Annotated in this window: 17 protein-coding genes; 14 read left to right on the top strand and 3 right to left on the bottom strand. The window is 71.9% G+C overall.

Going from position 1 to position 20,158, the window contains the following annotated elements; translation table 11 throughout:
- Nucleotides 1–84 precede the first annotated feature (84 nt).
- The 6 genes from ACO0E0_RS09895 to ACO0E0_RS09870 all read left to right on the top strand — a co-directional run bounded on the left by ACO0E0_RS09895 (nucleotide 85) and on the right by ACO0E0_RS09870 (nucleotide 6,567).
- Complete coding sequence (locus ACO0E0_RS09895) at nucleotides 85–927, top strand: sugar phosphate isomerase/epimerase family protein (protein ID WP_422871234.1); 843 nt, start codon at nucleotides 85–87, stop codon at nucleotides 925–927.
- Nucleotides 924–2,114, top strand: coding sequence for a Gfo/Idh/MocA family protein (locus tag ACO0E0_RS09890; RefSeq protein ID WP_422871233.1), 1,191 nt, complete (start codon nucleotides 924–926; stop codon nucleotides 2,112–2,114). The genes ACO0E0_RS09895 and ACO0E0_RS09890 overlap by 4 nt, the downstream gene beginning before the upstream one ends.
- Nucleotides 2,111–2,974 (top strand): sugar phosphate isomerase/epimerase family protein, encoded by an 864-nt coding sequence (locus tag ACO0E0_RS09885; protein WP_422871232.1) that lies wholly within the window; start codon nucleotides 2,111–2,113, stop codon nucleotides 2,972–2,974. The genes ACO0E0_RS09890 and ACO0E0_RS09885 overlap by 4 nt, the downstream gene beginning before the upstream one ends.
- Nucleotides 2,971–4,248 (top strand): mannitol dehydrogenase family protein, encoded by a 1,278-nt coding sequence (locus ACO0E0_RS09880; protein ID WP_422871231.1) that lies wholly within the window; start codon nucleotides 2,971–2,973, stop codon nucleotides 4,246–4,248. The genes ACO0E0_RS09885 and ACO0E0_RS09880 overlap by 4 nt, the downstream gene beginning before the upstream one ends.
- Nucleotides 4,245–5,546: a D-mannonate dehydratase ManD gene (gene manD / locus ACO0E0_RS09875; RefSeq protein ID WP_422871230.1), complete on the top strand. Its 1,302-nt coding sequence runs from the start codon at nucleotides 4,245–4,247 to the stop codon at nucleotides 5,544–5,546. Before ACO0E0_RS09880 ends, manD begins: the two co-directional genes overlap by 4 nt.
- A 79-nt stretch (nucleotides 5,547–5,625) precedes the next feature.
- Nucleotides 5,626–6,567 (top strand): hypothetical protein, encoded by a 942-nt coding sequence (locus ACO0E0_RS09870; protein ID WP_422871229.1) that lies wholly within the window; start codon nucleotides 5,626–5,628, stop codon nucleotides 6,565–6,567.
- Here the strand turns inward: ACO0E0_RS09870 and ACO0E0_RS09865 are convergent.
- Together ACO0E0_RS09865 and ACO0E0_RS09860 are read right to left on the bottom strand one after the other, a co-directional pair.
- Nucleotides 6,554–6,997: a DUF6314 family protein gene (locus ACO0E0_RS09865; RefSeq protein WP_422871228.1), complete on the bottom strand. Its 444-nt coding sequence runs from the start codon at nucleotides 6,995–6,997 to the stop codon at nucleotides 6,554–6,556. The two genes, ACO0E0_RS09870 and ACO0E0_RS09865, sit on opposite strands and share 14 nt — an antisense overlap.
- Nucleotides 6,994–7,407 (bottom strand): MarR family winged helix-turn-helix transcriptional regulator, encoded by a 414-nt coding sequence (locus ACO0E0_RS09860; protein WP_422871227.1) that lies wholly within the window; start codon nucleotides 7,405–7,407, stop codon nucleotides 6,994–6,996. Before ACO0E0_RS09860 ends, ACO0E0_RS09865 begins: the two co-directional genes overlap by 4 nt.
- Nucleotides 7,408–7,467: 60 nt before the next feature.
- Here ACO0E0_RS09860 and ACO0E0_RS09855 point away from each other — a divergent pair, with 60 nt between their 5' ends.
- The 4 genes from ACO0E0_RS09855 to mfd all read left to right on the top strand — a co-directional run bounded on the left by ACO0E0_RS09855 (nucleotide 7,468) and on the right by mfd (nucleotide 13,684).
- Nucleotides 7,468–8,244 carry an alpha/beta fold hydrolase gene (locus ACO0E0_RS09855; protein ID WP_422871226.1) on the top strand — a complete coding sequence of 259 codons (777 nt, stop codon included), beginning with the start codon at nucleotides 7,468–7,470 and terminating at the stop codon, nucleotides 8,242–8,244.
- Between the two features lie 350 nt (nucleotides 8,245–8,594).
- A complete protein-coding gene (locus ACO0E0_RS09850) occupies nucleotides 8,595–9,239 on the top strand; it encodes a 50S ribosomal protein L25/general stress protein Ctc (RefSeq protein ID WP_422871225.1) in 645 nt (214 codons plus the stop codon).
- 32 nt (nucleotides 9,240–9,271) lie between these two features.
- Nucleotides 9,272–9,862, top strand: a complete 591-nt coding sequence (gene pth / locus ACO0E0_RS09845; RefSeq protein ID WP_422871224.1) for an aminoacyl-tRNA hydrolase — start codon at nucleotides 9,272–9,274, stop codon at nucleotides 9,860–9,862.
- Nucleotides 9,863–10,039: 177 nt separating this feature from the next.
- Nucleotides 10,040–13,684: a transcription-repair coupling factor gene (gene mfd, locus ACO0E0_RS09840; RefSeq protein WP_422871223.1), complete on the top strand. Its 3,645-nt coding sequence runs from the start codon at nucleotides 10,040–10,042 to the stop codon at nucleotides 13,682–13,684.
- Nucleotides 13,685–13,913: 229 nt separating this feature from the next.
- Here the strand turns inward: mfd and nhaA are convergent, their stop codons facing one another.
- Entirely contained in the window at nucleotides 13,914–15,089 is a 1,176-nt protein-coding gene (gene nhaA, locus ACO0E0_RS09835) for a Na+/H+ antiporter NhaA (protein WP_422871222.1), read from the bottom strand.
- A 223-nt stretch (nucleotides 15,090–15,312) separates the two neighbouring features.
- Here nhaA and ACO0E0_RS09830 point away from each other — a divergent pair, with 223 nt between their 5' ends.
- The 4 genes from ACO0E0_RS09830 (at nucleotide 15,313) to ACO0E0_RS09815 (ending at nucleotide 20,146) form a co-directional block, all read left to right on the top strand.
- Entirely contained in the window at nucleotides 15,313–16,017 is a 705-nt protein-coding gene (locus ACO0E0_RS09830; RefSeq protein ID WP_422871221.1) for a MazG family protein, read from the top strand.
- 613 nt (nucleotides 16,018–16,630) lie between these two features.
- A complete protein-coding gene (locus ACO0E0_RS09825; protein ID WP_422871220.1) occupies nucleotides 16,631–17,875 on the top strand; it encodes a histidine--tRNA ligase in 1,245 nt (414 codons plus the stop codon).
- Nucleotides 17,876–18,006: 131 nt separating this feature from the next.
- Nucleotides 18,007–19,290 (top strand): phosphopyruvate hydratase, encoded by a 1,284-nt coding sequence (gene eno, locus ACO0E0_RS09820; RefSeq protein WP_422871219.1) that lies wholly within the window; start codon nucleotides 18,007–18,009, stop codon nucleotides 19,288–19,290.
- A 298-nt stretch (nucleotides 19,291–19,588) separates the two neighbouring features.
- Nucleotides 19,589–20,146 carry an FtsB family cell division protein gene (locus tag ACO0E0_RS09815; protein ID WP_422871218.1) on the top strand — a complete coding sequence of 186 codons (558 nt, stop codon included), beginning with the start codon at nucleotides 19,589–19,591 and terminating at the stop codon, nucleotides 20,144–20,146.
- Nucleotides 20,147–20,158 lie beyond the last annotated feature (12 nt).

Here is a 20,158-nt window from a genome sequence, read left to right as displayed (position 1 = left end):
CTCCACAGACGGACGGGAGGCGCGGGTCGGGCCGGACTCGCCCCTCCAGACTGCATCCATCACCACCCGCAGGAAGGGACCCTCATGACGGACCAGCTCGAATGGACACTGTCCGGATTCGGCGACGAGATCGACGCCGACCCGGCGATCCAGACCGCGGTGCTGCAGGCGCTCGGCGCTTCGGCGATCGAGGTCAGGAGCGCCTGGGGCGTGAACGTCGTCGACCTCGACCAGGACCAGCTCGCCGGCCTGCACCGCATCCTCGACGAACGCGGCCAGAGCGTCTCGGCGATCGCGTCGCCGATCGGCAAGGTCGACGTCGCGCTGCCGGTGGACCACGAGGTGTCCCGGCTGTCGCGTGCCATCGCGGCCGCTCATGCCCTCGGCACCTCGAACATCCGCGTCTTCTCGTTCTTCCGGCAGGAGTCGCAGTCGCCGGAGGACGTCCGCGACGACGTCCTCGTGCGCATGCGGGCGCTCGCCGACCTGGCCGAGCGCGAGGGCGTGACCCTGCTCCACGAGAACGAGAAGGAGATCTACGGGGACGTCCCGTCGCGGGTGCTCGACATCGTGGAGTCGGTCGGGTCGTCCGCGTTGCGACTCGCCTGGGACAACGCGAACTACGTCCAGTGCGGGGTCAGACCGTTCACCGAGGCCTGGCCGCTCCTCGCCGGGTACACGGACTACCTGCAGGTCAAGGACGCCCGCTCCGCCGACTCGACCGTGGTCCCGGCGGGCGAGGGCGACGGCGAACTCCTCGAGACCGTCACCGCCTTCCGCGATGCCGGGTACACCGGGTACGCGTCCCTCGAACCGCACCTCGCGGACACGAGCACCCTCGGCGGGTTCAGTGGGCCCGCCGCGTTCGGACGTGCGGGCCGGGCGTTCCGGACCCTCACCGACCAGATCGGAGTCACCCTGCGATGAGCAGCACCGAACCCGTCCGACTCGCCATCGTCGGGACCGGCGTCATCGGGCGCCACCACGCGCGGGTCGCGGCCGCCTCGCCGGACCTCGTCGTCCTGGCGCTCGTCGACGTCGACCGGAGCGTCGCCGAGTCCGTCGCCGACGAGGTCGCGGCCACCGGTGCCGACCGTCCGGTGACCGCCACGACCATCGACGCCGCGATCGCCGCGACCGACGTCGACCTCGTCGCGATCTGCGCGCCGTCCGGGATGCACGTCGACCTCGCTGCGGTCGCGATAGCGGCAGGCAAGCACGTCGTCATCGAGAAGCCGCTCGACACGACGATGCCGAAGGGTCGACGCATCGCTGAACTCGCCGCCGCGGCGCGGGACGCCGGCCAGGTCGTCTCCGTGATCAGCCAGCACCGGTTCGATCCGGCGTCCGAGGTCGTCGCGGACGCCGCGCACGACGGTCGTTTCGGCACCGTGACGTCCGGGGTGGCGAGCGTCGCCTGGTACCGGTCGCAGGGGTACTACGACTCCGGCGACTGGCGTGGCACCTGGGCACTCGACGGCGGCGGCGCGGTGATGAACCAGGGCGTCCACACCGTCGACCTCCTGGTCTGGACCCTCGGTCGGCCCGTCGAGATCTCCGCGCAGACCGCACTGCTCGGGCACGAGCGCATCGAGGTCGAGGACGTCGCCGTCGCGACGGTCCGGTTCGAGTCCGGCGCCATCGCGGTGATCCACAGCACCACCGCCGCCTACCCGGGACTCTCCGCGCGGTACGCCGTGTACGGCACGCAGGGGTCCGCGGTCGTCGACGACGACCAGCTCGCGTACTTCCACGTCGCGCCGGACGCCGCGACCCTGGTGTCCGCGGCGACGACGAGCGGCACGCAGGCGGCGGTCGGCGCCGAGGACCAGAAGGCGTCGATGGTCTCCCCGGAACACGTCGTCGGCGGCGCGAGCGAGCCCGAGCACTTCCTCGCCGGTCACGGTCGTCAGTACGCGGACGTCGTGGACGCGATCCGCTCCGGTCGTCCGCCGCGGGTCACCGTCGACGACGCACTGCTCTCGCTCGCGACCGTCCGCGGGCTGTACGTGTCGGCGACGCTCGGTGGACCCGTTCGCATCGACGACGTCCTCGCGGGCGTGCACGACGACGTCGATCCCGTCGTCCGGTCCCGAGACGAGGTCGCTCGATGAGGTTCTCCGTCTTCACCGCCTCCACTCCGGACTGGACGCCCGAGCAGGCCGCGACGACGCTCGCCGCGCAGGGCTGGGACGGCATCGAGTGGCGGGTGACCGACCAGGAGCCCGCAGTCGACGGCTCGGCGGGGTTCTGGGCGGGCAACCGCGCGAACTGGGCGTTCACCGGGCTCATGGAGTCGCTCGGCGAGATCGCGAGGATCACCGACACCGCGGGGCTCGCCTACTCGGGCATCGGCGGCTACCGGTTCGCCGACGACCACGACGGCGTCCTGACGATGCTCCGTGCGACCGCTGAGCTCGGCGCCGGCCAGGTACGCGTCACCATGCCGCACACCCGGACCGGGGAGCCCTACCCTGTGCTCCTCGATCGCACCCGAGCCGACCTGTCCTGGATCGCCGAGCAGGCGGGACGCCTCGGCGTCAAGGCGCTCGTCGAGCTCCACCACACGACCATCACCCCGTCGGCGTCGGCCGCGCTCCGTCTCCTCGACGGACTCGACCCGGACCAGGTGGGCGTCATCCACGACCTCGGGAACCTCGTGATCGAGGGACAGGAGGACCACCTCGCGGCGTTCGAGATGCTCGGCCCGTACCTCGCCCACGTGCACGTCAAGAACGCACGGTGGGTCCCGACCGGTGACACGCGTCCGGACGGCAGTGCGATCTGGGTCCATGAGTGGGCGTCACTCCGCGCCGGGCAGGCGTCGGTCTCCGCGTACCTCGACGACCTCCGGACCGTCGGCTACGACGGCTGGGTGACGGTCGAGGACTTCTCCACCGACCTGCCACTCGAGGCCAGGACCGCCGACGACCTCGCGTACCTGCGGGCACTGACCGCCCCGGTGCCGACGTGAGCCGTCGACCGGGGGTCGTGCACCTCGGGATCGGGGCGTTCGCGCGGGCGCACCTCGCCGCGTACACCGCGCCGACGGACTGGGGGATCGTGGCCTTCACCGGACGGTCCTCCGCGGCATCGGATGCCCTCGTCGCGCAGGACTGCGCCTACACGCTGGTGGTCCGCGCCGCGGACGGTGACACCGCGGTCCCGATGGACGTCGTCGTCGCGGCACACCCAGGGGCCGACGACGCGGCCTGGAGGGACGCGGTCGCGTCCCCGACGACGGCCGTCGTCACGCTCACGGTCACCGAGAACGGCTACCGCGGCTCGTCCGACGTCCCGACCCGGGTCGTCGACGGGCTCCGCGCTCGCCGCGACGCCGGCGCCGGCCCGGTCACGCTGATGAGCCTCGACAACCTCACCGACAACGGCGCCGTCCTCCGCTCGGCGGTCCTGGACGCCGCGCGGCAGGAACCCGCCCTCGTCGCGTGGATCGGTGCGAACGTCGCGTTCCCGAGCTCGATGGTCGACCGGATCACCCCTGCGACGACGCCCGCCGACGTCGACGCGGTCGCGGCGCTCCCCGGGGCCGTTCCGGGCGACCGGATCCCCGTCGTGACCGAGCCCTTCACCGAGTGGGTGATCACCGACGACTTCGCGGCGGACCGGCCCGCGTGGCAGGACGCTGGGGCGCTCGTCGTGCCGGACGTCGAGCCCTACGAGCAACGGAAGCTCTGGCTCCTGAACGGCTCCCACTCGCTCCTCGCCTACCTCGGCCCGCTCCTCGGCCACGAGACCGTCGCCGAGGCCATGGCCGACCCGTTCTGCAGCAGCGCCGTCGAGTCGCTCTGGGACGAGGCCGCTGCCGAGCTCCCGCTGCCCGCGTCCGAGATCGCGGGTGCACGCGCCGCGCTCCGCGCCCGGTTCGCGAACCCGCGCATCCGGCACACCCTGCGGCAGATCGCGTCCGACGGTGCCACCAAGCTCCCGGTCCGGATCGGCGCACCGCTCGGGCGTCGCCTCGCCTCGGACCCGGCCGGCGGCATCGGGGACGGCGCCGCGACGGCCCTCGCTGCATGGTGGCTGCACCTGACGACCCAATCCGACCTCGTCAGCGACCCCGGCGCACCAGGACCGTCGGTCACGGTGTCGGACGTCATCGCCCTCGTCCTCCGGGACCCGCAGAACGGAACCGAGACCGACGTCGAGACGCTCGTCCCGTCCGTCACGGCCGCCGTCGACCGCATCCGGAACGCAGTACCCGCACTCTCCGAAGGAGCACACGCATGACCGACACCGACGCCCCCACCTCGTCCCGCCCGGACACCTGGGCCAGTTCCGACCGCGGGCAGCTCATCGACCGCGCCGAGGTCATCGTCACGAGCCCGGACCGGAACTTCGTGACGCTGAAGCTCACGACGGCCGACGGCGTGACGGGGCTCGGTGACGCGACCCTGAACGGCCGGGAACTCGCCGCCGCCGCCTACCTGTCCGAGCACGTCGTGCCGCTCATGGTCGGTCGGGACGCCGGCCGCATCGAGGACACCTGGCAGTTCCTCTACCGCTCGTCGTACTGGCGGCGCGGCCCGGTGACCATGGCCGCGATCGCCGCCGTCGACATGGCGCTCTGGGACATCAAGGCCAAACGCGCCGGACTGCCGCTCTACCAACTGCTCGGCGGGGCCTCCCGGACCGGTCTGATGGCGTACGGGCACGCATCCGGCAAGGAGCTGCCGGAGCTCTTCGACTCGATCCGCGCGCACCAGGAGGAGGGCTACCGCTCGATCCGCGTGCAGACCGGTGTGCCCGGGCTCGAGAGCATCTACGGCATCGCGTCGAACCGGACCACCGAGGGCAACACCGGAGTCCGGTACGACTTCGAACCCGCCCAGCGTGGTGCGTTCCCGGCGATGGAGGACTGGGACACCCGGGCGTACCTCCGGCACCTGCCCACCGTGTTCGAGGCCGTCCGCAACGAGTTCGGACCCGAAGTCCCGTTGCTGCACGACGGCCACCACCGGATGACCCCCCTCCAGGCCGCGAAGCTCGGGAAGAGCCTCGAGCCGTTCGACCTCTTCTGGCTCGAGGACTGCACACCGGCCGAGAACCAGGAGGCCCTCAAGCTCGTCCGGCAGCACACCACGACACCGCTCGCGATCGGTGAGGTGTTCAACACGATCTGGGACTTCAAGGACATCATCCGCGACCAGCTCATCGACTACGTCCGCGGCGCCGTGACCCACATGGGCGGGGTCACGCCGTTGCGGAAGACGATGGACTACGCCGCGATGTACCAGATCAAGTCGGGCTTCCACGGGCCCACCGACATCTCGCCGGTCGGCCTGGCGGCGCAGATGCACCTGGGCCTCGCGATCCACAACTTCGGGATCCAGGAGTACATGCAGCACGGGGCCCGCACGAACCAGGTGTTCCGGCAGACCTTCACGTTCACCGACGGCTACCTGCACCCGGGCGACGAGCCGGGCCTCGGGGTCAGCCTCGACGTCGACGAGGCCGGCAAGTACCCGTACGAGCAGGCGTACCTGCCGTTCAACCGGCTGGCGGACGGGACCGTCCACGACTGGTGACGCAGCCCGTAGGCCGGACGCGTCGCCGCGGACCGAGGTCGCCGCGCCGGTCGGCACCGGTGCGTGCACACTCGGAGGCATGGCGGACGAACTCGAGGCGGTCGTGCGACGGCTCCTCGCGGTGCGGCCCGGGGAGTTCGTCGCGGAGCGGACGGCCGCGAGCCGGGCGGCCCGACCGGAGGACCGTGCCCGCGCCACGGTGATCGGGTCGCTGCGGAAGCCGACGCCGGCCGCATGGGTGGTGAACCTCCTCGCCGGGCAGGGTGCCCTGGACGACGCCGTCGACCTCGGGCCGCGACTCCGCGACGCCCAGGCGAGTGCCGATCCACGAGCGATCCGACGACTCCGGGCCGAACGGCGCGCGCTCGTCGAGTCGCTCGTGCGGACCGGCGCGGAACTCGCCGAGGACACGGGTCATGCGGTGGCGGCGGCAGTCCTCGCGCAGGTCGGGGCGACGATCGAGGCGGGGATGGCGGATCCGTGGGCGGGGACGGCGATCAGGTCCGGGCTGCTCGTCCGTCCGCTCGAGTCCGTCGGCTTCGACCGTGTCGACCTCGCGGGGGCGATCGCCGTGCCTGGGGCGATCGACCTTCCCGAGCCGGACGACGACGCCCCCGACCCGTCCGCGCCGGACGCCCCTGACCCGTCCGCGCCGGATGCCCCCGACCGGTCGGCGCCGGAGCCGGCCCGAGGCGGACGCGGCCGGACGTCCGGGGTGAGCCGTGCCGGACGAGAGCGCGCCGCCGAGCGGGCCGAGCAGGAGCGGGCCGCGCAGGAGCGGGCCGCGCAGGAGCGGGCCGAGCAGGAGCGGGCCGAGCAGGAGCGGGCCGATCGCGCACGGCGGGAGCAGCTCGCCCAGGCCGAACGGGCCGAGGCGGAGGCCCGGTCGCGCGCCGAGGCCGCCGACGGGGTGGTCGCCGACCTCGAGCGGCAGCTCCGGGAGGCGACCCGGGCCGCGGACGCCGCCCACGGAGCGCTCGACGCCGCGATCACCGCAGCGGAGCAGCTCACGGGCGGGTGAGGCGACTCTCCATGCGGTAGTCCTTGGCCGGCCCCGTCGCCTGCCAGACGACGGACCATGCTGCGGGGGAGCCGTCCACGAACCCGCGGTAGGTGTCCGGCGCGCAGTCGTGCACGACCTCGGCCCCCGGGCGCCAAGGATGGAATGCGCGACCGTCGGCGAACCGCACCATCCACCCCGCCGTGCGCTCGCCCGTCCGCTCCGCGGTGACGAAGAGCGTCCGCGACACCGGCACGCTCCCGCCCGGCCAGGTCATGGTGCCGGACTCCTCCCACCGCACGCGGTCCGGGTCCACCAGCGTCAGGGTCGTCGTGCCCACGACCGACCGCGTCTCGCCGGCTGCGCGGTCCACCACGGTGCGGGCGAGCATCCACCGACCGAGCACGTCCGTCGGCAGGAACCGCGCGACGTCGGTGGAGGACCCGGTCATGCGTCCGCCGTGAGTTCGCCGAGGAGCGCCATGAGCGTCGCCCGCGCCTGTTCGTCGAGCGGCGCGAAGAGCCCGGGGAGCACGTCGGCGGTGACGACGTGACCCGCCTCGAGCACGGCGGCGCCCTCGTCGGTCAGTCGGTGCTCGATCCGACGCCCGCGCCCCGCCGACCGGATCACGAGCCCGCGGTCGACGAGCCGGTTCGCGAGGGTCCCGAACGCCTGGTCGCTCTGGAACGTCGCGAGCGCGAGGTCGTGCGCCGACGCCCCTGGCATCCGCTCGACGGCCCGGAGCGCGTCCCACTGCACGAGGGTGGTGCCGACCTCACGGAGCGCCGCATCCATCGTCCGGTGGTTGCGGTACTGCGCGCGTTTGACCGCCTGGCCGAGGGCTTCGAGATCGGTGGGCATGGTGCTACGGTATCAACAGACGTATATAAGCATGTTTAGTCAACACACCGAGGAGCAACCATGACCATCACCGTCCCCATCGTCGAGACCGGACCGACCCCGACCGGCTCGGTCAGCGCGAACGCCCCTCGACGCACTGCTCTCGTCCTGCACGGCGGCGGCGGACCCCGGACCGTCGCGACCATCGTCGAGCACCTCGCCGACGACATGCACGTCCTCGCACCGACGCACCCGGGGTGGGACGGCACCGTCCGGCCGGAGTCCATCGACTCGGTCGCCGCACTCGCGACCGCGTACCTCGAGCTCCTCGTCGACCGCGGCGAACGCGACGTCGTGCTCGTCGGGTCCTCGATCGGCGGGTGGCTCGCGCTCGAGATGGCACTGCAGGCGGCGGAGAGCCCACGGTTCGCGGGCGTCGTCGGGGCCGTCGTCGACATCGACGGGGTCGGGGCCGTCGTCGAGGGGGAGCCGCTCGCCGACTTCTTCGCACTCGACGCCCGGGGGCTCGCGGAGGCGGCGTGGCACGATCCGGAGCGCGGGTACGTCGATCCGGCCGGCTTGTCCGAGCATCAGCGCGCGATCCAGCAGGGGAACGGCCGCACCATGGCCGCGATCGCCAGTGACGACCCCGAGCTCCTCGGCAAGCTCGCACGGATCGACGTCCCCGTGCTGGTGCTGTGGGGTGCGAGTGACCGGATCGGCACCCCGGCGTACGGACGGGTCGTCGCGGCGGGGATCCCGGGCGCCCGGTTCGAGGTCGTCGAGCGGGCCGGGCACCTGCCGCACCTGGAGCGCCCCGACGTCACCTTCGAGCGCATCGACGCGTTCCTGTCCTGACGCCCCCGGGTCCCCGGGTCCCCGCCGAGGATGCAAAGAACCGGAGTCGTGCCGAGCCCGCACCCCGCATCGCCGGATTCTCGACCGGACGACCGACGACCGACGGCCGGCGACCGGACGACCGACGACCGACGGCCGCCCGCCGCAGTCGAGCCCGGCGGGCGGGACGGATGCGGTACAGTTGACGACTGGACTTCGGCGAGGGTCGTGCGCGAGCGCGGCCGTGATCGACGCGGTAGGGAGAACCGGCCCAGTACTGGGAGCTTTCCTCGCGCTGTCATGCGTTCGAGTTGACACACCACTGACCGATCGGCGACCTCCACGGGTCGTCCCCACGAGGAGGCACCACCATGGCCGACCACAACAAGCTCTCCGCGGAGCTCCGCACCACCTTCGGGAAGGGCGCCGCGCGCAAGATCCGCGCCGCCGACAAGATCCCCGCCGTCATCTACGGGCACGGCACCGAGCCGCAGCACGTCTCGCTGCCCGGGCACGAGACAATGCTGGTCGTCCGCAAGGCGAACGCGATCATCGACCTCGACATCGACGGCGCCGCGCAGCTCGCCCTCGTCAAGGACGTCCAGCGCGACCCGGTGCGCCAGATCATCGAGCACATCGACCTGGTCGTCGTCCGTCGTGGCGAGAAGGTCACCGTCGACGTCCCCGTGCACGTCGAGGGCGAGTCCTTCGCCGGCACCATCCACGTGCAGGAGGAGTCGACCCTGTCCCTCCTCGTCGACGCCACCGCCATCCCGGAGCGTCTCGTCGTCGACGTCGAAGGCCTCGAGGACGGCACGCAGATCCACGCCGGCGAGATCACCCTGCCGGACGGCGCCGAGCTCGAGACCGACGCCGAGGCGCTCGTCGTCTCCATCGTGACCCCGCGTGGCACCGCGGACGACGACGCCGCCGACGAAGCCTCGCTCGAGGCCGGCGCCGAAGCCGGTGCCGAGGGCGAAGCGAACGAGCCCGGCTCGGGCGACGCGACCGAGTAACCCGTTCCGACGAGACTGTCTGGCTGACGTTCGTGGCTGACCGCATGCTGCTCGTGGTCGGGCTCGGGAACCCCGGGCCCGGCTACGCCGGCAATCGCCACAACGTCGGCCAGATGGTCCTCGACGAACTCGCCCCCCGGCTGGGTGCGACGTTCAAGAAGCACAAGACCCCAGCGCTCGTCGCGGAGGGGCGGACCGCACCCGCACCCGGCGGCCCGAGGCTCGTCCTCGCGAAACCGTCGTCGTTCATGAACACCTCGGGCGGGCCCGTCGCCGCGCTGCTCCAGTTCTACAGCTTGACCCCTGCCGAGCTCGTCGTGGTCCATGACGAACTCGACCTGCCGTTCGACACGCTCCGGCTCAAGGGGAACGGCGGGCACGGCGGCCACAACGGTCTCCGCGACATCATCAAGGCGACCGGCACGAACGAGTTCGCCCGTGTGCGGGTCGGCATCGGCCGTCCCCCGGGCCGGCAGGATGCCGCGGACTTCGTGCTGCGGGACTTCACCCCGACCGAGAAGAAGAGCCTCCCGATCCTGCTCGCCGAGGCCGCGGATGCGGTGGAGGCCATCGCGACCGACGGCCTGACGGCCGCGCAGCAGCGCTTCCACGCCCCCGCCTGACCCCGCCCCCCCCCCCGCCCCGCAAAACACCACGTTGGCCGCTCGGCGCAGTGCGCACCTCTGCGCGAAGCGGCCAAGGTGGCGTTCAGCGGAACCCGCCTCCGCACCGGAGGGACGGCGCCAGCCCGCACCCCGCCTCCCGTCCGGCTGTCGGTCGGTCCCGGTACCATCGGAACAGTGACGATCTCGGGCATCATCTCTGCGCTCTCGCGCGCCTCCGCGTTCGATCGCGTGCTCCGTGCCGCGAACCGCGATGCCGACTTCTCGGTGGTCGACGGCCTGCGCGTCCCGCTCCTGGCGGCGCTGCTCGCGGAGCGGAACGGCCCGCAGTGCACCTTCGTCGTGACGGCGACCGGGCGTGAGGCCGAGGCCGTGCGGGACGCCGTGCACTGCTACGCGCCCGACGCCGACGTCCTCGAGTTCCCGGCGTGGGAGACCCTGCCGCACGAACGTCTCAGCCCGAGCGCGCAGACGGTCGGCACCCGGATCGCGACCCTCCGTCGGCTGGCGGACTTCCAGGCGGCACTCGACGCGGGCGAGACCCCGACCCCGATCGTCGTCGTGGCGAGCGTCCGCGCCGCCCTGCAGCCGATCGCCGACAACATCACGGCGCTCGCTCCGCTGGTGCTCCGCACGAACTCGCGTGGCAACGACCTCTCCGACCTCGCGTCGCAGCTCGTCGACCTCGCCTACGCGCGCGTCGACCTCGTGTCCCGGCGCGGTGAGTTCGCCGTTCGTGGCGGCATCCTGGACGTCTTCCCGCCGACGGCGGACCACCCGGTGCGCATCGACTTCTTCGGCGACGAGATCGACGGCATCAAGGCGTTCAGCGTCGCCGACCAGCGTTCCACGGACGACGACCTCGGCCAGGTGACACTCACTGCGAGTCGCGAGCTCCTGCTCTCCGAGGGTGTCCGCCAGCGTGCCCGGGAGATGCTCCACGAGTTCCCGAACCTCGGACCGATGCTCGCCAAGGTCGCCGAGGGCATCCCGGTCGAGGGCATGGAGTCCCTCGCTCCAGCGCTCGTCGACCGGCTCGTCCCGGTGACCACCTACCTGCCGACGAGCGCGACCGTGGCGGTGTTCTCACCGGAGCGGGTCACGGCGCGGGCGAAGAGCCTCGCCGACACGAACCAGGAGTTCCTCGAGGCGGCGTGGAGTGCCGCGGTCGCGGGCGCGCAGGCTCCGATCGACCTCGACGCCGGGAACTTCCTGTCGCTCGGTGCGCTGAAGGCGTCGAAGGGCGACCGGGTCTGGTGGACGGTCTCGCCGTTCGACAGTGGTGCGGACCTCGAGGTCGAGCCCAGTGCCGACGCCGCCGCGGTGGCCGCACAGGCGCAGCAGGCCATCGCCGACGCCGTGGCGGCCGCGGGCGACTACATCCGAGTCCCCGCGGAGAACGTCCCGAGCTTCGCCGGCAGTGCGGACGGCGCCGTCGACCACGTCGTCGACCTCGCCAAGGACGGCTGGGCGGTCGTCGTCACCGCGCAGGGCACCGGGCTCGTGGACCGCGCGGTCCAGGTCCTCGTCGATGCCGGTGCCGATGCCCGCGCCCAGGCCGTCGACGAGCCCCCGCAGCCGGGCGTCGTGCTCGTCACCACGGCGAGCGTCGAGCACGGGTTCATGGTCACCGACCCGCGACTCGTCGTCCTGTCCGAGGCCGAGTTCTACGGTCGCACCGCGCAGCAGGGCGCCCGTCAGGTCAAGAAGCTCGCGAGCCGGCGGAAGAACGTCGTCGACCCGCTGCAGCTCAAGGCCGGCGACGTCGTCGTGCACACCACGCACGGCATCGGCAAGTTCCTCGAGTTGACCTCCCGCGAGGTCTCGAGCGGAGGCCGCAACGCGCTGAAGACGAGCCGCGAGTACCTCGTGCTCGAGTACGCGCCGTCGAAGCGCGGGTACCCGGGCGACAAGCTGTACGTGCCGACCGACCAGCTCGACCAGCTCTCCCGCTACGTGGGCGGTGAGTCGCCGGCGCTGTCGAAGATGGGCGGGAGCGACTGGGCGGCGGCCAAGGGCAAGGCGCGGAAGGCCGTCCGCGACATCGCGGTCGAGCTCGTCAAGCTGTACTCCGCGCGCATGGCGAGCAAGGGGCACGCGTTCGGTCCGGACACACCGTGGCAGCGCGAGCTGGAGGAGGCGTTCCCGTTCGCCGAGACGCCCGACCAGCTGACGACGATCGACGAGATCAAGGCCGACATGGAGAGCCCGATCCCGATGGACCGTCTGCTCTCCGGCGACGTCGGTTACGGCAAGACCGAGGTCGCGGTCCGTGCGGCGTTCAAGGCCGTGCAGGACGGCAAGCAGGTCGCGATGCTCGTGCCGACGACACTGCTCGTCCGCCAGCACATGGAGACGTTCCAGGAGCGCTTCGCCGGGTTCCCGGTGCACCTGCGGGCGCTCAGCCGGTTCCAGTCCGAGAAGGAGTCGAAGGAGACCATCGCGGGCTTGCTCGACGGCACGGTCGACATCGTCATCGGCACGCACCGGATCCTGTCGCAGGGCGTCCAGTTCAAGGACGTCGGGCTCGTCATCATCGACGAGGAACAGCGGTTCGGCGTCGAGCACAAGGATCAGCTCAAGAAGCTCAGGACGAACGTCGACGTCCTCGCGATGAGTGCGACGCCGATCCCGCGGTCGCTCGAGATGGCGGTGACCGGCATCCGCGAGATGTCGACCCTCGCCACCCCGCCGGAGGACCGCCACCCGATCCTCACGTTCGTCGGTCCGCAGTCCGACATGCAGGTCGCGGCCGCGATCCGCCGCGAGCTGCTGCGCGAGGGCCAGGTGTTCTACGTGCACAACCGCGTCAAGGACATCCAGGGCACCGCCGCGCACCTCGCCGAGATCGTCCCGGAAGCCCGGATCGCCGTCGCCCACGGCCAGATGGCCGAGTCGACGCTCGAGCAGGTCATGGTCGACTTCTGGGAGCGGCGGTTCGACGTCCTCGTGTCGACGACGATCATCGAGACCGGGCTCGACATCGCGAACGCGAACACCCTCATCATCGACCGCGCCGACAAGTACGGCCTCTCGCAGCTGCACCAGCTCCGTGGCCGGGTCGGTCGCGGACGGGAACGCGGGTACGCGTACTTCCTCTACGACGCCGACAAGCCGCTCTCCGAGACCGCGCAGGACCGCCTCGAGACCATCGCCGCCAACAACGAGCTCGGCGCGGGCATGCAGGTCGCACTCAAGGACCTCGAGATCCGCGGCGCCGGGAACCTGCTCGGCGGCGAGCAGTCCGGGCACATCGCCGGCGTCGGGTTCGACCTGTACCTCCGGATGATCGGCGAGGCGGTCGGACAGTTCCGCGGCGACGTCGCCGAAGGCCAGACTGAACTGCGGCTCGAGCTCCCCGTCGACGCCCGCATCCCGGAGGAGTACGTCGAGAGCGAGCGGCTCCGGCTCGAGGCGTACCAGAAGCTCTCGGCGGCATCGTCGCCGTCCGCCCAGGACACCGCGATCACGATGGTCCTCGACGAGATGACCGACCGCTACGGAGCCCCGCCGCTGCCGGTGAGCACCCTCATCGAGGTCTCCAAGCTCCGTCGGATGGCACAGCAGGTGGGGCTGTCGGACGTCGTCGTGATGGGCTCGAACCTCCGTGTGGCGGGCAAGGAGCTCGCGGACTCGGCACAGGTCCGACTGCAGCGGATGTACCCGGGGGCCCGGTGGTTCGCGCAGCAGAACGCGACCGCGATCCCGATGCCGCGCACGAACGGCGAGCCCCTGCCGGACGAGGAGCTCATCGTCTGGACCGAGGGGATCCTCACCGCGATCTACGGCGCCTCGGTCGCGGCGGAGGCCTCCGCCGCGTAGGGCGCCGCGCGGCGCCCCGCCCTGCGCCGCGCGGCGCCCCGCCCTGCGCCGCGCCGCGCCGCGCTGCGCCGCGCCACCCCGCGACGCCGCCCGCCGGTCATCGGGATCGCAGGACACGCCGCGTGGGTCCGTCTGCAGACGGCGTGTCCTGCGATCTCGGCGTGGGTGCCGGGCGCGCCACCTGCCGGACTGGAGGGACGGTGCGGGGCCGACCCGTCCCTCCCGTCCGTCACGTGGTCGCGTCGGCGACCCGCCGGGTGTGGCGAGCCAACAGCGACACGACGATCGCGGAGCCGACCATCGCGATCCCCGAGCCGACGAGGACGGCGAGGGTGCCCTCGTCGACGATCTCCTCGTTCCGGGCGAACGCGAGCTCGTTCATGAGCAGCGACACCGTGAACCCGATCCCCCCGAGGACCCCGACCGCCGCGACGGACCCGAGCCCGAGCGTCGGACGATCCGGCGCGCGTCCGAGCCGGGACGCGATCCCGCCGAACAGCGTGATGCCGATCACCTTGCCGACCGGGAGCGCGAGCACGATCGCGAAGAACGTCGGGGACAGCTCGCCGATCCCGACGCTGGGGATCGTGACGGCCGCAGCGGCGAACGCGAACACCGGGAGCACGATCGCGTTCGAGAACGGTTCGATCCGGTCGTACGCCAGATGCCCCGGCCTCCGCGGGAGGAGGAGCCCGAGCGCGACCCCGGCGATGGTCGCGTGCACGCCGGAGTGGTACACGAGCCACCAGCTGACGAGTCCGACCACGACGAGGGCCGCGACGAGCACCGCCTGGCTCCTGCCCATGCGCTCCCGGCCCGTCCGGAGTCGGCGGGCGAGCGCCCAGAACACCCCGAGTGCGACGACGGCGCCGCCGAGCGCCCAGAAGTCGGTGTCGTGCGCGAACACCACGGCGATGATGACGATCGCGATGAGGTCGTCGAGGACCGCCAGGGCCAGGAGGAACACCCGGATCGTCGACGGCAGCCCGGTGCCGAAGATGGCAAGGATCCCGAGGGCGAACGCGATGTCCGTCGCCGTCGGGACCGGCCAGCCGTGCTCGAACCCGGAGCCCTGCGTCACGAGCAGGTAGATCCCGGCCGGGACCAGCACGCCGCCGACGGCCGCGATCGCCGGGATCGCCGCCGTTCGCGGGTTCGAGAGCTGACCGACGACGAGCTCGTGCTTCAGCTCGATCGCGACCGAGAAGAAGAAGACCGCGAGCAGACCGTCGCTGATCCAGTGCGCGATGGACAGGTCGAGTCCGATCATGCCCCACGGGGTGTGGAACGCGAGGCCCTCCTCGAGACCGGGGCCGAGCGGTGAGTTCGCGACCACGAGTCCGACGACGGCGGCGACGAGCAGTGCGATCGCACTGAACCGCTCGGAGCGGAGGAGAGCGGGCATGGGGCTCCGATGATCAGGTTCGACGAGGTCTGATGTCGACCAGACTTCCCGACGCGCCGGTGTGCACGATACCGGACGTGGCTCCGGATGCCGTGGGTGCGATGGGTGCGATGGGTGCGGCGGGTCCGGCGGGTCCGGCGGGACGGCGGGTCAGGTGGGTCCGGTGGGTCCGGTGGGTCCGGCGGGTCCGGCGGGTCCGGTGGGTCCGGTGCGACGATGGGGCATGACCGCCGCCCAGTCGTCGTCCGCCGTGCTCGCCCTCGTTGACGTCGTCGACCAGCTCCTCGATCCCGGAGGGTGCGTCTGGAACCGTGCGCAGACGCACGCCTCGCTCGCGACCTACGCCGTCGAGGAGTCCTACGAACTCGTCGACGCGATCGACGCCGACGACCCGGCGGACATCCTGGAGGAGCTCGGCGACGTCCTGTACCAGGTCGTCCTGCACGCCGGGATCGCAGAGCGTTCCGGAGCGTTCGACCTCGGCGACGTGGCCGAGCACGTCCGGGCGAAGATGGTCCATCGTCACCCGCACGTCTTCGGGGACGAACGCGCCGACACGTTCGAGGAGGTCGTCCGGGTGTGGCGCGCGGCGAAGGCGTCCGAGAAGGCGTCGCGGACGAGTGCGTTCGACGGGGTCCCGCACGCGATGCCGCCGCTCGAGCGTGCCGTGAAGCTGCTCGAACGGGCCGAGGAACACGGGCTCGGGGCGGGGCCGCTCGACCGGGTCACGTCCGAGCTCGCAGGTGCCGCCGTCAGGCCGGGAGTGACGGGCGGTGCGGACGGGCGCGGCGCGGTCGACCCGGGATGGGGTGCGGCGGAGCTCGCCCGGATCGCGGCGGCTCGTGCGGCGGGGATCGACCCGGTGGCGAGTCTCCGGGCGGCCGTGGCGGTGTACGAGGAGCAGGCGAGGGCGTCCGAGCGCAGCTGAGCCCGGATGGTCGCCCGGGTTGCGAGTGGCGTGGGCCGCGCGATCCGGCGGGTGAGCCGCGCGAATGTGCGGGTGGGCCGCGCGACCCGGCGGGTGAGCCGCGCGCGACTGTGCGGGTGGGCCGCGCGACCCGGCGGGTGAGCCGCGCGCGACTGTGCGGGTGGGCCGCGCGACTCTGCGGGTGGGCCACGCGCAGAGCCGCGCGCGACTGTGCGGGTGGGCCGCGCGACTCTGCGGGTGGGCCACGCGACCCGGCGGGTGGGCAGCCGGGTCGCGCGAGACGGGACCCCTGGCCCGGTGGAGGGGAGCGGGCCGAGCGGGGAGTGCAGGACGAGAGTCCCCACGGCCCGGCGCAGGGATGCAAGCCGGACCGTGGGGAGGTGGGTGCCCTGCTAACCCGAAAAAGCAGGGCACCCGTTGAACGGACCACGGCGTCCAGGGGAGGTACGCCGTGTTGATGTCCGCTCGAACCGCGGGGACGAACTGCAGCATGCCGTTCCCGCGATCGGTTCGAGGACGGATCAGGCGTCCCGCGAACCGAAGTTGTTGTTGTGTGTTCAATGTATCAATGGATCGGACGGGACGCAACCCCACGTTCTGTCAGGATGGGGACATGGCGACGCTCGTGACGGCCCCCCGCGGGATGCGGGACTTCCTCCCTGCCGAGAAGGCACGCCGCGAGCACACGCTCGGGGTCATCCGGGACGTCTACGCACACCACGGCTTCGACGAGATCGAGACCCCGGTGGTCGAGGACTCGTCGCGGCTGCACGCCGGCCTCGGCGGCGACAACGAGAAGCTCGCGTTCGCCGTCATGCGCCGTGGGCTGACGACCGCGGACCTGCATGGCGCGGAGACCGCGCTCGAACTCGCCGACCTCGGACTCAGGTTCGACCTCACCGTCCCCCTCGCTCGCTTCTACGCGAGCCACCGCGCGGAGCTGCCGGCGGTGTTCCGAGCCGTCCAGATCGCGCCGGTGTGGCGGGCCGAGCGACCCCAGCGAGGCCGCTACCGCCAGTTCGTGCAGTGCGACATCGACATCCTCGGGGAGCCCGGGCAGCTCGCCGAGATCGAGCTCCTGCAGGCGACCGCGGACGCCCTCGCCGCGCTCGGCGTGCGCGGGACCTTCGTCCGCATCAACGACCGGCGGATCCTCGCCGGGATGCTCGCGTCGTGGGGGGTCGCGGACGACGACGCCGGACGGGCTCTCGTCGAGATCGACAAGCTCGACAAGATCGGCGCGTCCGGTGTCGCCGAGCAGCTCGTCGGTCTGCCGAGCCTCACCGGGCGGGACGCGGCAGAGCTCCGCGGGACGCTCGAGACCCTGGCGACCGCCGACTGGGACGCCGTCGCGGGAGCGCCGTGGCTCGACGCCGACGCGTTCGGGGCGCTCGAGTCGCTCCGGGCGGCCGTGCCCGACATGGACCTCCGGTTCGACCCGACGCTCGTGCGGGGGATGGGGTACTACACGGGCACGATCTTCGAGGTCGCGCACCCTGACTTCGCCTACAGCCTGGGCGGCGGTGGGCGCTACGACGGGATGATCGGCCGGTTCCTCGGGCAGGACGTCCCCGCGGTCGGGTTCTCGCTCGGGTTCGAACGGCTCGTCGACCTCGTGTCGGTCGCCGACGCGGACACCACCGACGCCGTCGCGCTCGTGTACGACCGCGACGTCGAACCGGCACGTCTGGCGGCAGTCAAGCGGTCCGTGATGGCAGCGCACGGTCGCGTCCGGCTCGAGCGACGGACCAAGAACATGAAGAACTTGCTCGCCGGCCTCGCGGCGGATGGCTACGGTGCCTTCGCCACGGTCACCGCCACGGACACGGACGAGCTCGAGTTCCGTCCGTTGTCCTGACCGCGCCGGCAGCGATCGCGTGGTCGGCAGTTCTCCCCAGTGGTCGTCATCGGGAGGCCCGGCCATCCGGCGCTCGCTAGGATCGATCCCGGATTGGTCCGATCCACAACAACCTTCGTTAGGAGTACCCAGTGGCACTGATCGACGCCGTAGGAGCCCGTGAAGTCCTCGATTCCCGAGGCAACCCGACCGTCGAGGTCGAGGTGCTCCTCGACGACGGCGTGGTGTCGCGAGCGCTCGTCCCGTCCGGCGCGTCGACCGGTGCGTTCGAGGCCTACGAGCTGCGCGACGGTGACGCCAAGCGCTACGGCGGCAAGGGCGTGCTCAAGGCCGTCGACGCCGTGCTCGACGAGATCGGTCCGGCACTCGAAGGCTTCGACCCGACCGACCAGCGCCTCGTGGACGCTGCGCTCATCGAGCTCGACGGCACCGAGAACAAGTCGCGCCTCGGGGCGAACGCCATCCTCGGCGCCTCGCTCGCGACCGCCCGCGCTGCGGCGGACTCGGCCGACCTGCCGCTCTTCCGCTACCTCGGCGGCCCGAACGCGCACACCCTCCCGGTGCCGCTCATGAACGTCGTGAACGGCGGCGCGCACGCCGACACGAACGTCGACATCCAGGAGTTCTTCCTGGTGCCCTACGGTGCGGCCTCCTTCTCCGAAGCACTTCGCTGGGGTGTCGAGACGTACCACGCCCTGAAGGGCGAGCTGAAGAAGCAGGGTCTCGCGACCGGCCTCGGCGACGAAGGCGGGTTCGCCCCGGAGCTCGCATCGAACCGTGCCGCGCTCGAGTTCCTCGTCGCCGCGATCGAGAAGGCCGGCTTCAAGCCCGGCACCGACATCGCTCTCGGCCTCGACGTCGCATCCTCGGAGTTCTTCTCGGACGGCAAGTACTCGTTCGAAGGCAAGCAGCTCTCCAGCGAGGAGTTCACCGAGTACTTCGTCGGCATCGCGAACGACTTCCCGCTCGTCACGATCGAGGACCCCCTCGACGAGGACGACTGGGCCGGGTGGTCGCACCTGACCGCACAGCTCGGCGACAAGCTGCAGATCGTCGGTGACGACCTCTTCGTCACGAACCCCACGCGCCTCGCCAAGGGCATCGAGCTGAAGGCCGCCAACTCGATCCTGGTCAAGGTGAACCAGATCGGGACGCTCACCGAGACGCTCGATGCCGTGTCGCTCGCGCAGCGCAACGGCATGACCGCGATCCTGTCCCACCGGTCCGGCGAGACCGAGGACACGACGATCGCCGACCTCGCGGTCGCGGTCGACGGCGGACAGATCAAGACGGGTGCTCCGGCGCGGTCGGATCGGGTCGCCAAGTACAACCAGCTGCTCCGCATCGAGGAAGAACTGGGCGACGCAGCGGTCTACGCCGGTCGTTCGGCCTTCCCGCGGAGCGCGCACCTGTAGTCCGGGGCACAGGCGCGGCCACCCGCGCCCGCCCGCGGCCACCCGGGCCCACCCGCGGCCACCCGGGCCCACCCGCGGCCACCCGCGCCCCCGCGTCGAGAATGCACAGAGTTGCAGTCGGCATGCTGCCGGACAGCAGGTTCGTGCGTTCTCGATCGGGGAGCCGGGGAGCCGGGGGGCCGGGGGGTCAGGGCGCCGGGGACGGGGACCGGTGCCGCCCTGGGCGTCGTCGCCGCCGATCGGCTGCCCGGCCGCGCCGCTGCGCCGACTCCGAGTCGGCCCGGGTTATCGTCGTTGCATGTCGTCCCCGAAGCCCCGCGTCCGCCGTGTGCCCGTGTCGCTCCCCGCGACCGGCACGGCCCAGTCCGGCTGGCTCCGCAACATGCGCTTCTCCGGGTTCAGCGTCGTCATGCTCGGCATCATCGTGCTGTTCGTCGTGGTCCTCGCTCCGAGCCTCCGGACCCTCATCCAGCAGCAGCAGGAGATCGCCGTGGCCAGAGCCCAGGTCGCCGCTGCGCGCCAGGACGTCACCACGAAGAAGAAGGACGTCGCCCGCTGGGACGACCCGGCCTACATCGAGGCGCAGGCCCGCGACCGCCTGCTGTACGTCTACCCGGGGGAGACGAGCTACCTCGTGATGGGCGCCACGGCGGGCGGCGACAGAGCAGCAACGGGTGACGGCACCGGCGGGGCCGTGACGACCGACGCCGGGACCCCCGTCAGCACCACGCTGCAGACGCCCAAGGTGGACTGGGTCTCCGGCATGCTGTCGTCGGTCCTCAGGTCCGGGCTGTCGGACCAGACCGCGTCGAAGCTCATCGCGCCCGAGGTCACCGGGACCGGCACCGGCAAGTAGCCGACGGCCACG

The organism is Curtobacterium phyllosphaerae (assembly GCF_049341865.1).
GTDB lineage: Bacteria > Actinomycetota > Actinomycetes > Actinomycetales > Microbacteriaceae > Curtobacterium > Curtobacterium phyllosphaerae.
Note: the sequence above shows the minus strand (reverse complement) of the source record. Positions and strands in the feature narration are given on the sequence as shown.

Bases quoted from the DNA above. Each gene is read 5' to 3' on its own strand.
- ACO0E0_RS09895 (WP_422871234.1), top strand. From the start codon at position 85: ATGACGGACCAGCTCGAATGGACACTGTCCGGATTCGGCGACGAGATC.
- ACO0E0_RS09890 (WP_422871233.1), top strand. From the start codon at position 924: ATGAGCAGCACCGAACCCGTCCGACTCGCCATCGTCGGGACCGGCGTC.
- ACO0E0_RS09885 (WP_422871232.1), top strand. From the start codon at position 2,111: ATGAGGTTCTCCGTCTTCACCGCCTCCACTCCGGACTGGACGCCCGAG.
- manD (WP_422871230.1), top strand. From the start codon at position 4,245: ATGACCGACACCGACGCCCCCACCTCGTCCCGCCCGGACACCTGGGCC.
- ACO0E0_RS09870 (WP_422871229.1), top strand. From the start codon at position 5,626: ATGGCGGACGAACTCGAGGCGGTCGTGCGACGGCTCCTCGCGGTGCGG.
- ACO0E0_RS09865 (WP_422871228.1), bottom strand. From the start codon at position 6,997: ATGACCGGGTCCTCCACCGACGTCGCGCGGTTCCTGCCGACGGACGTG.
- ACO0E0_RS09860 (WP_422871227.1), bottom strand. From the start codon at position 7,407: ATGCCCACCGATCTCGAAGCCCTCGGCCAGGCGGTCAAACGCGCGCAG.
- ACO0E0_RS09855 (WP_422871226.1), top strand. From the start codon at position 7,468: ATGACCATCACCGTCCCCATCGTCGAGACCGGACCGACCCCGACCGGC.
- ACO0E0_RS09850 (WP_422871225.1), top strand. From the start codon at position 8,595: ATGGCCGACCACAACAAGCTCTCCGCGGAGCTCCGCACCACCTTCGGG.
- nhaA (WP_422871222.1), bottom strand. From the start codon at position 15,089: ATGCCCGCTCTCCTCCGCTCCGAGCGGTTCAGTGCGATCGCACTGCTC.
- ACO0E0_RS09830 (WP_422871221.1), top strand. From the start codon at position 15,313: ATGACCGCCGCCCAGTCGTCGTCCGCCGTGCTCGCCCTCGTTGACGTC.
- ACO0E0_RS09825 (WP_422871220.1), top strand. From the start codon at position 16,631: ATGGCGACGCTCGTGACGGCCCCCCGCGGGATGCGGGACTTCCTCCCT.
- ACO0E0_RS09815 (WP_422871218.1), top strand. From the start codon at position 19,589: ATGTCGTCCCCGAAGCCCCGCGTCCGCCGTGTGCCCGTGTCGCTCCCC.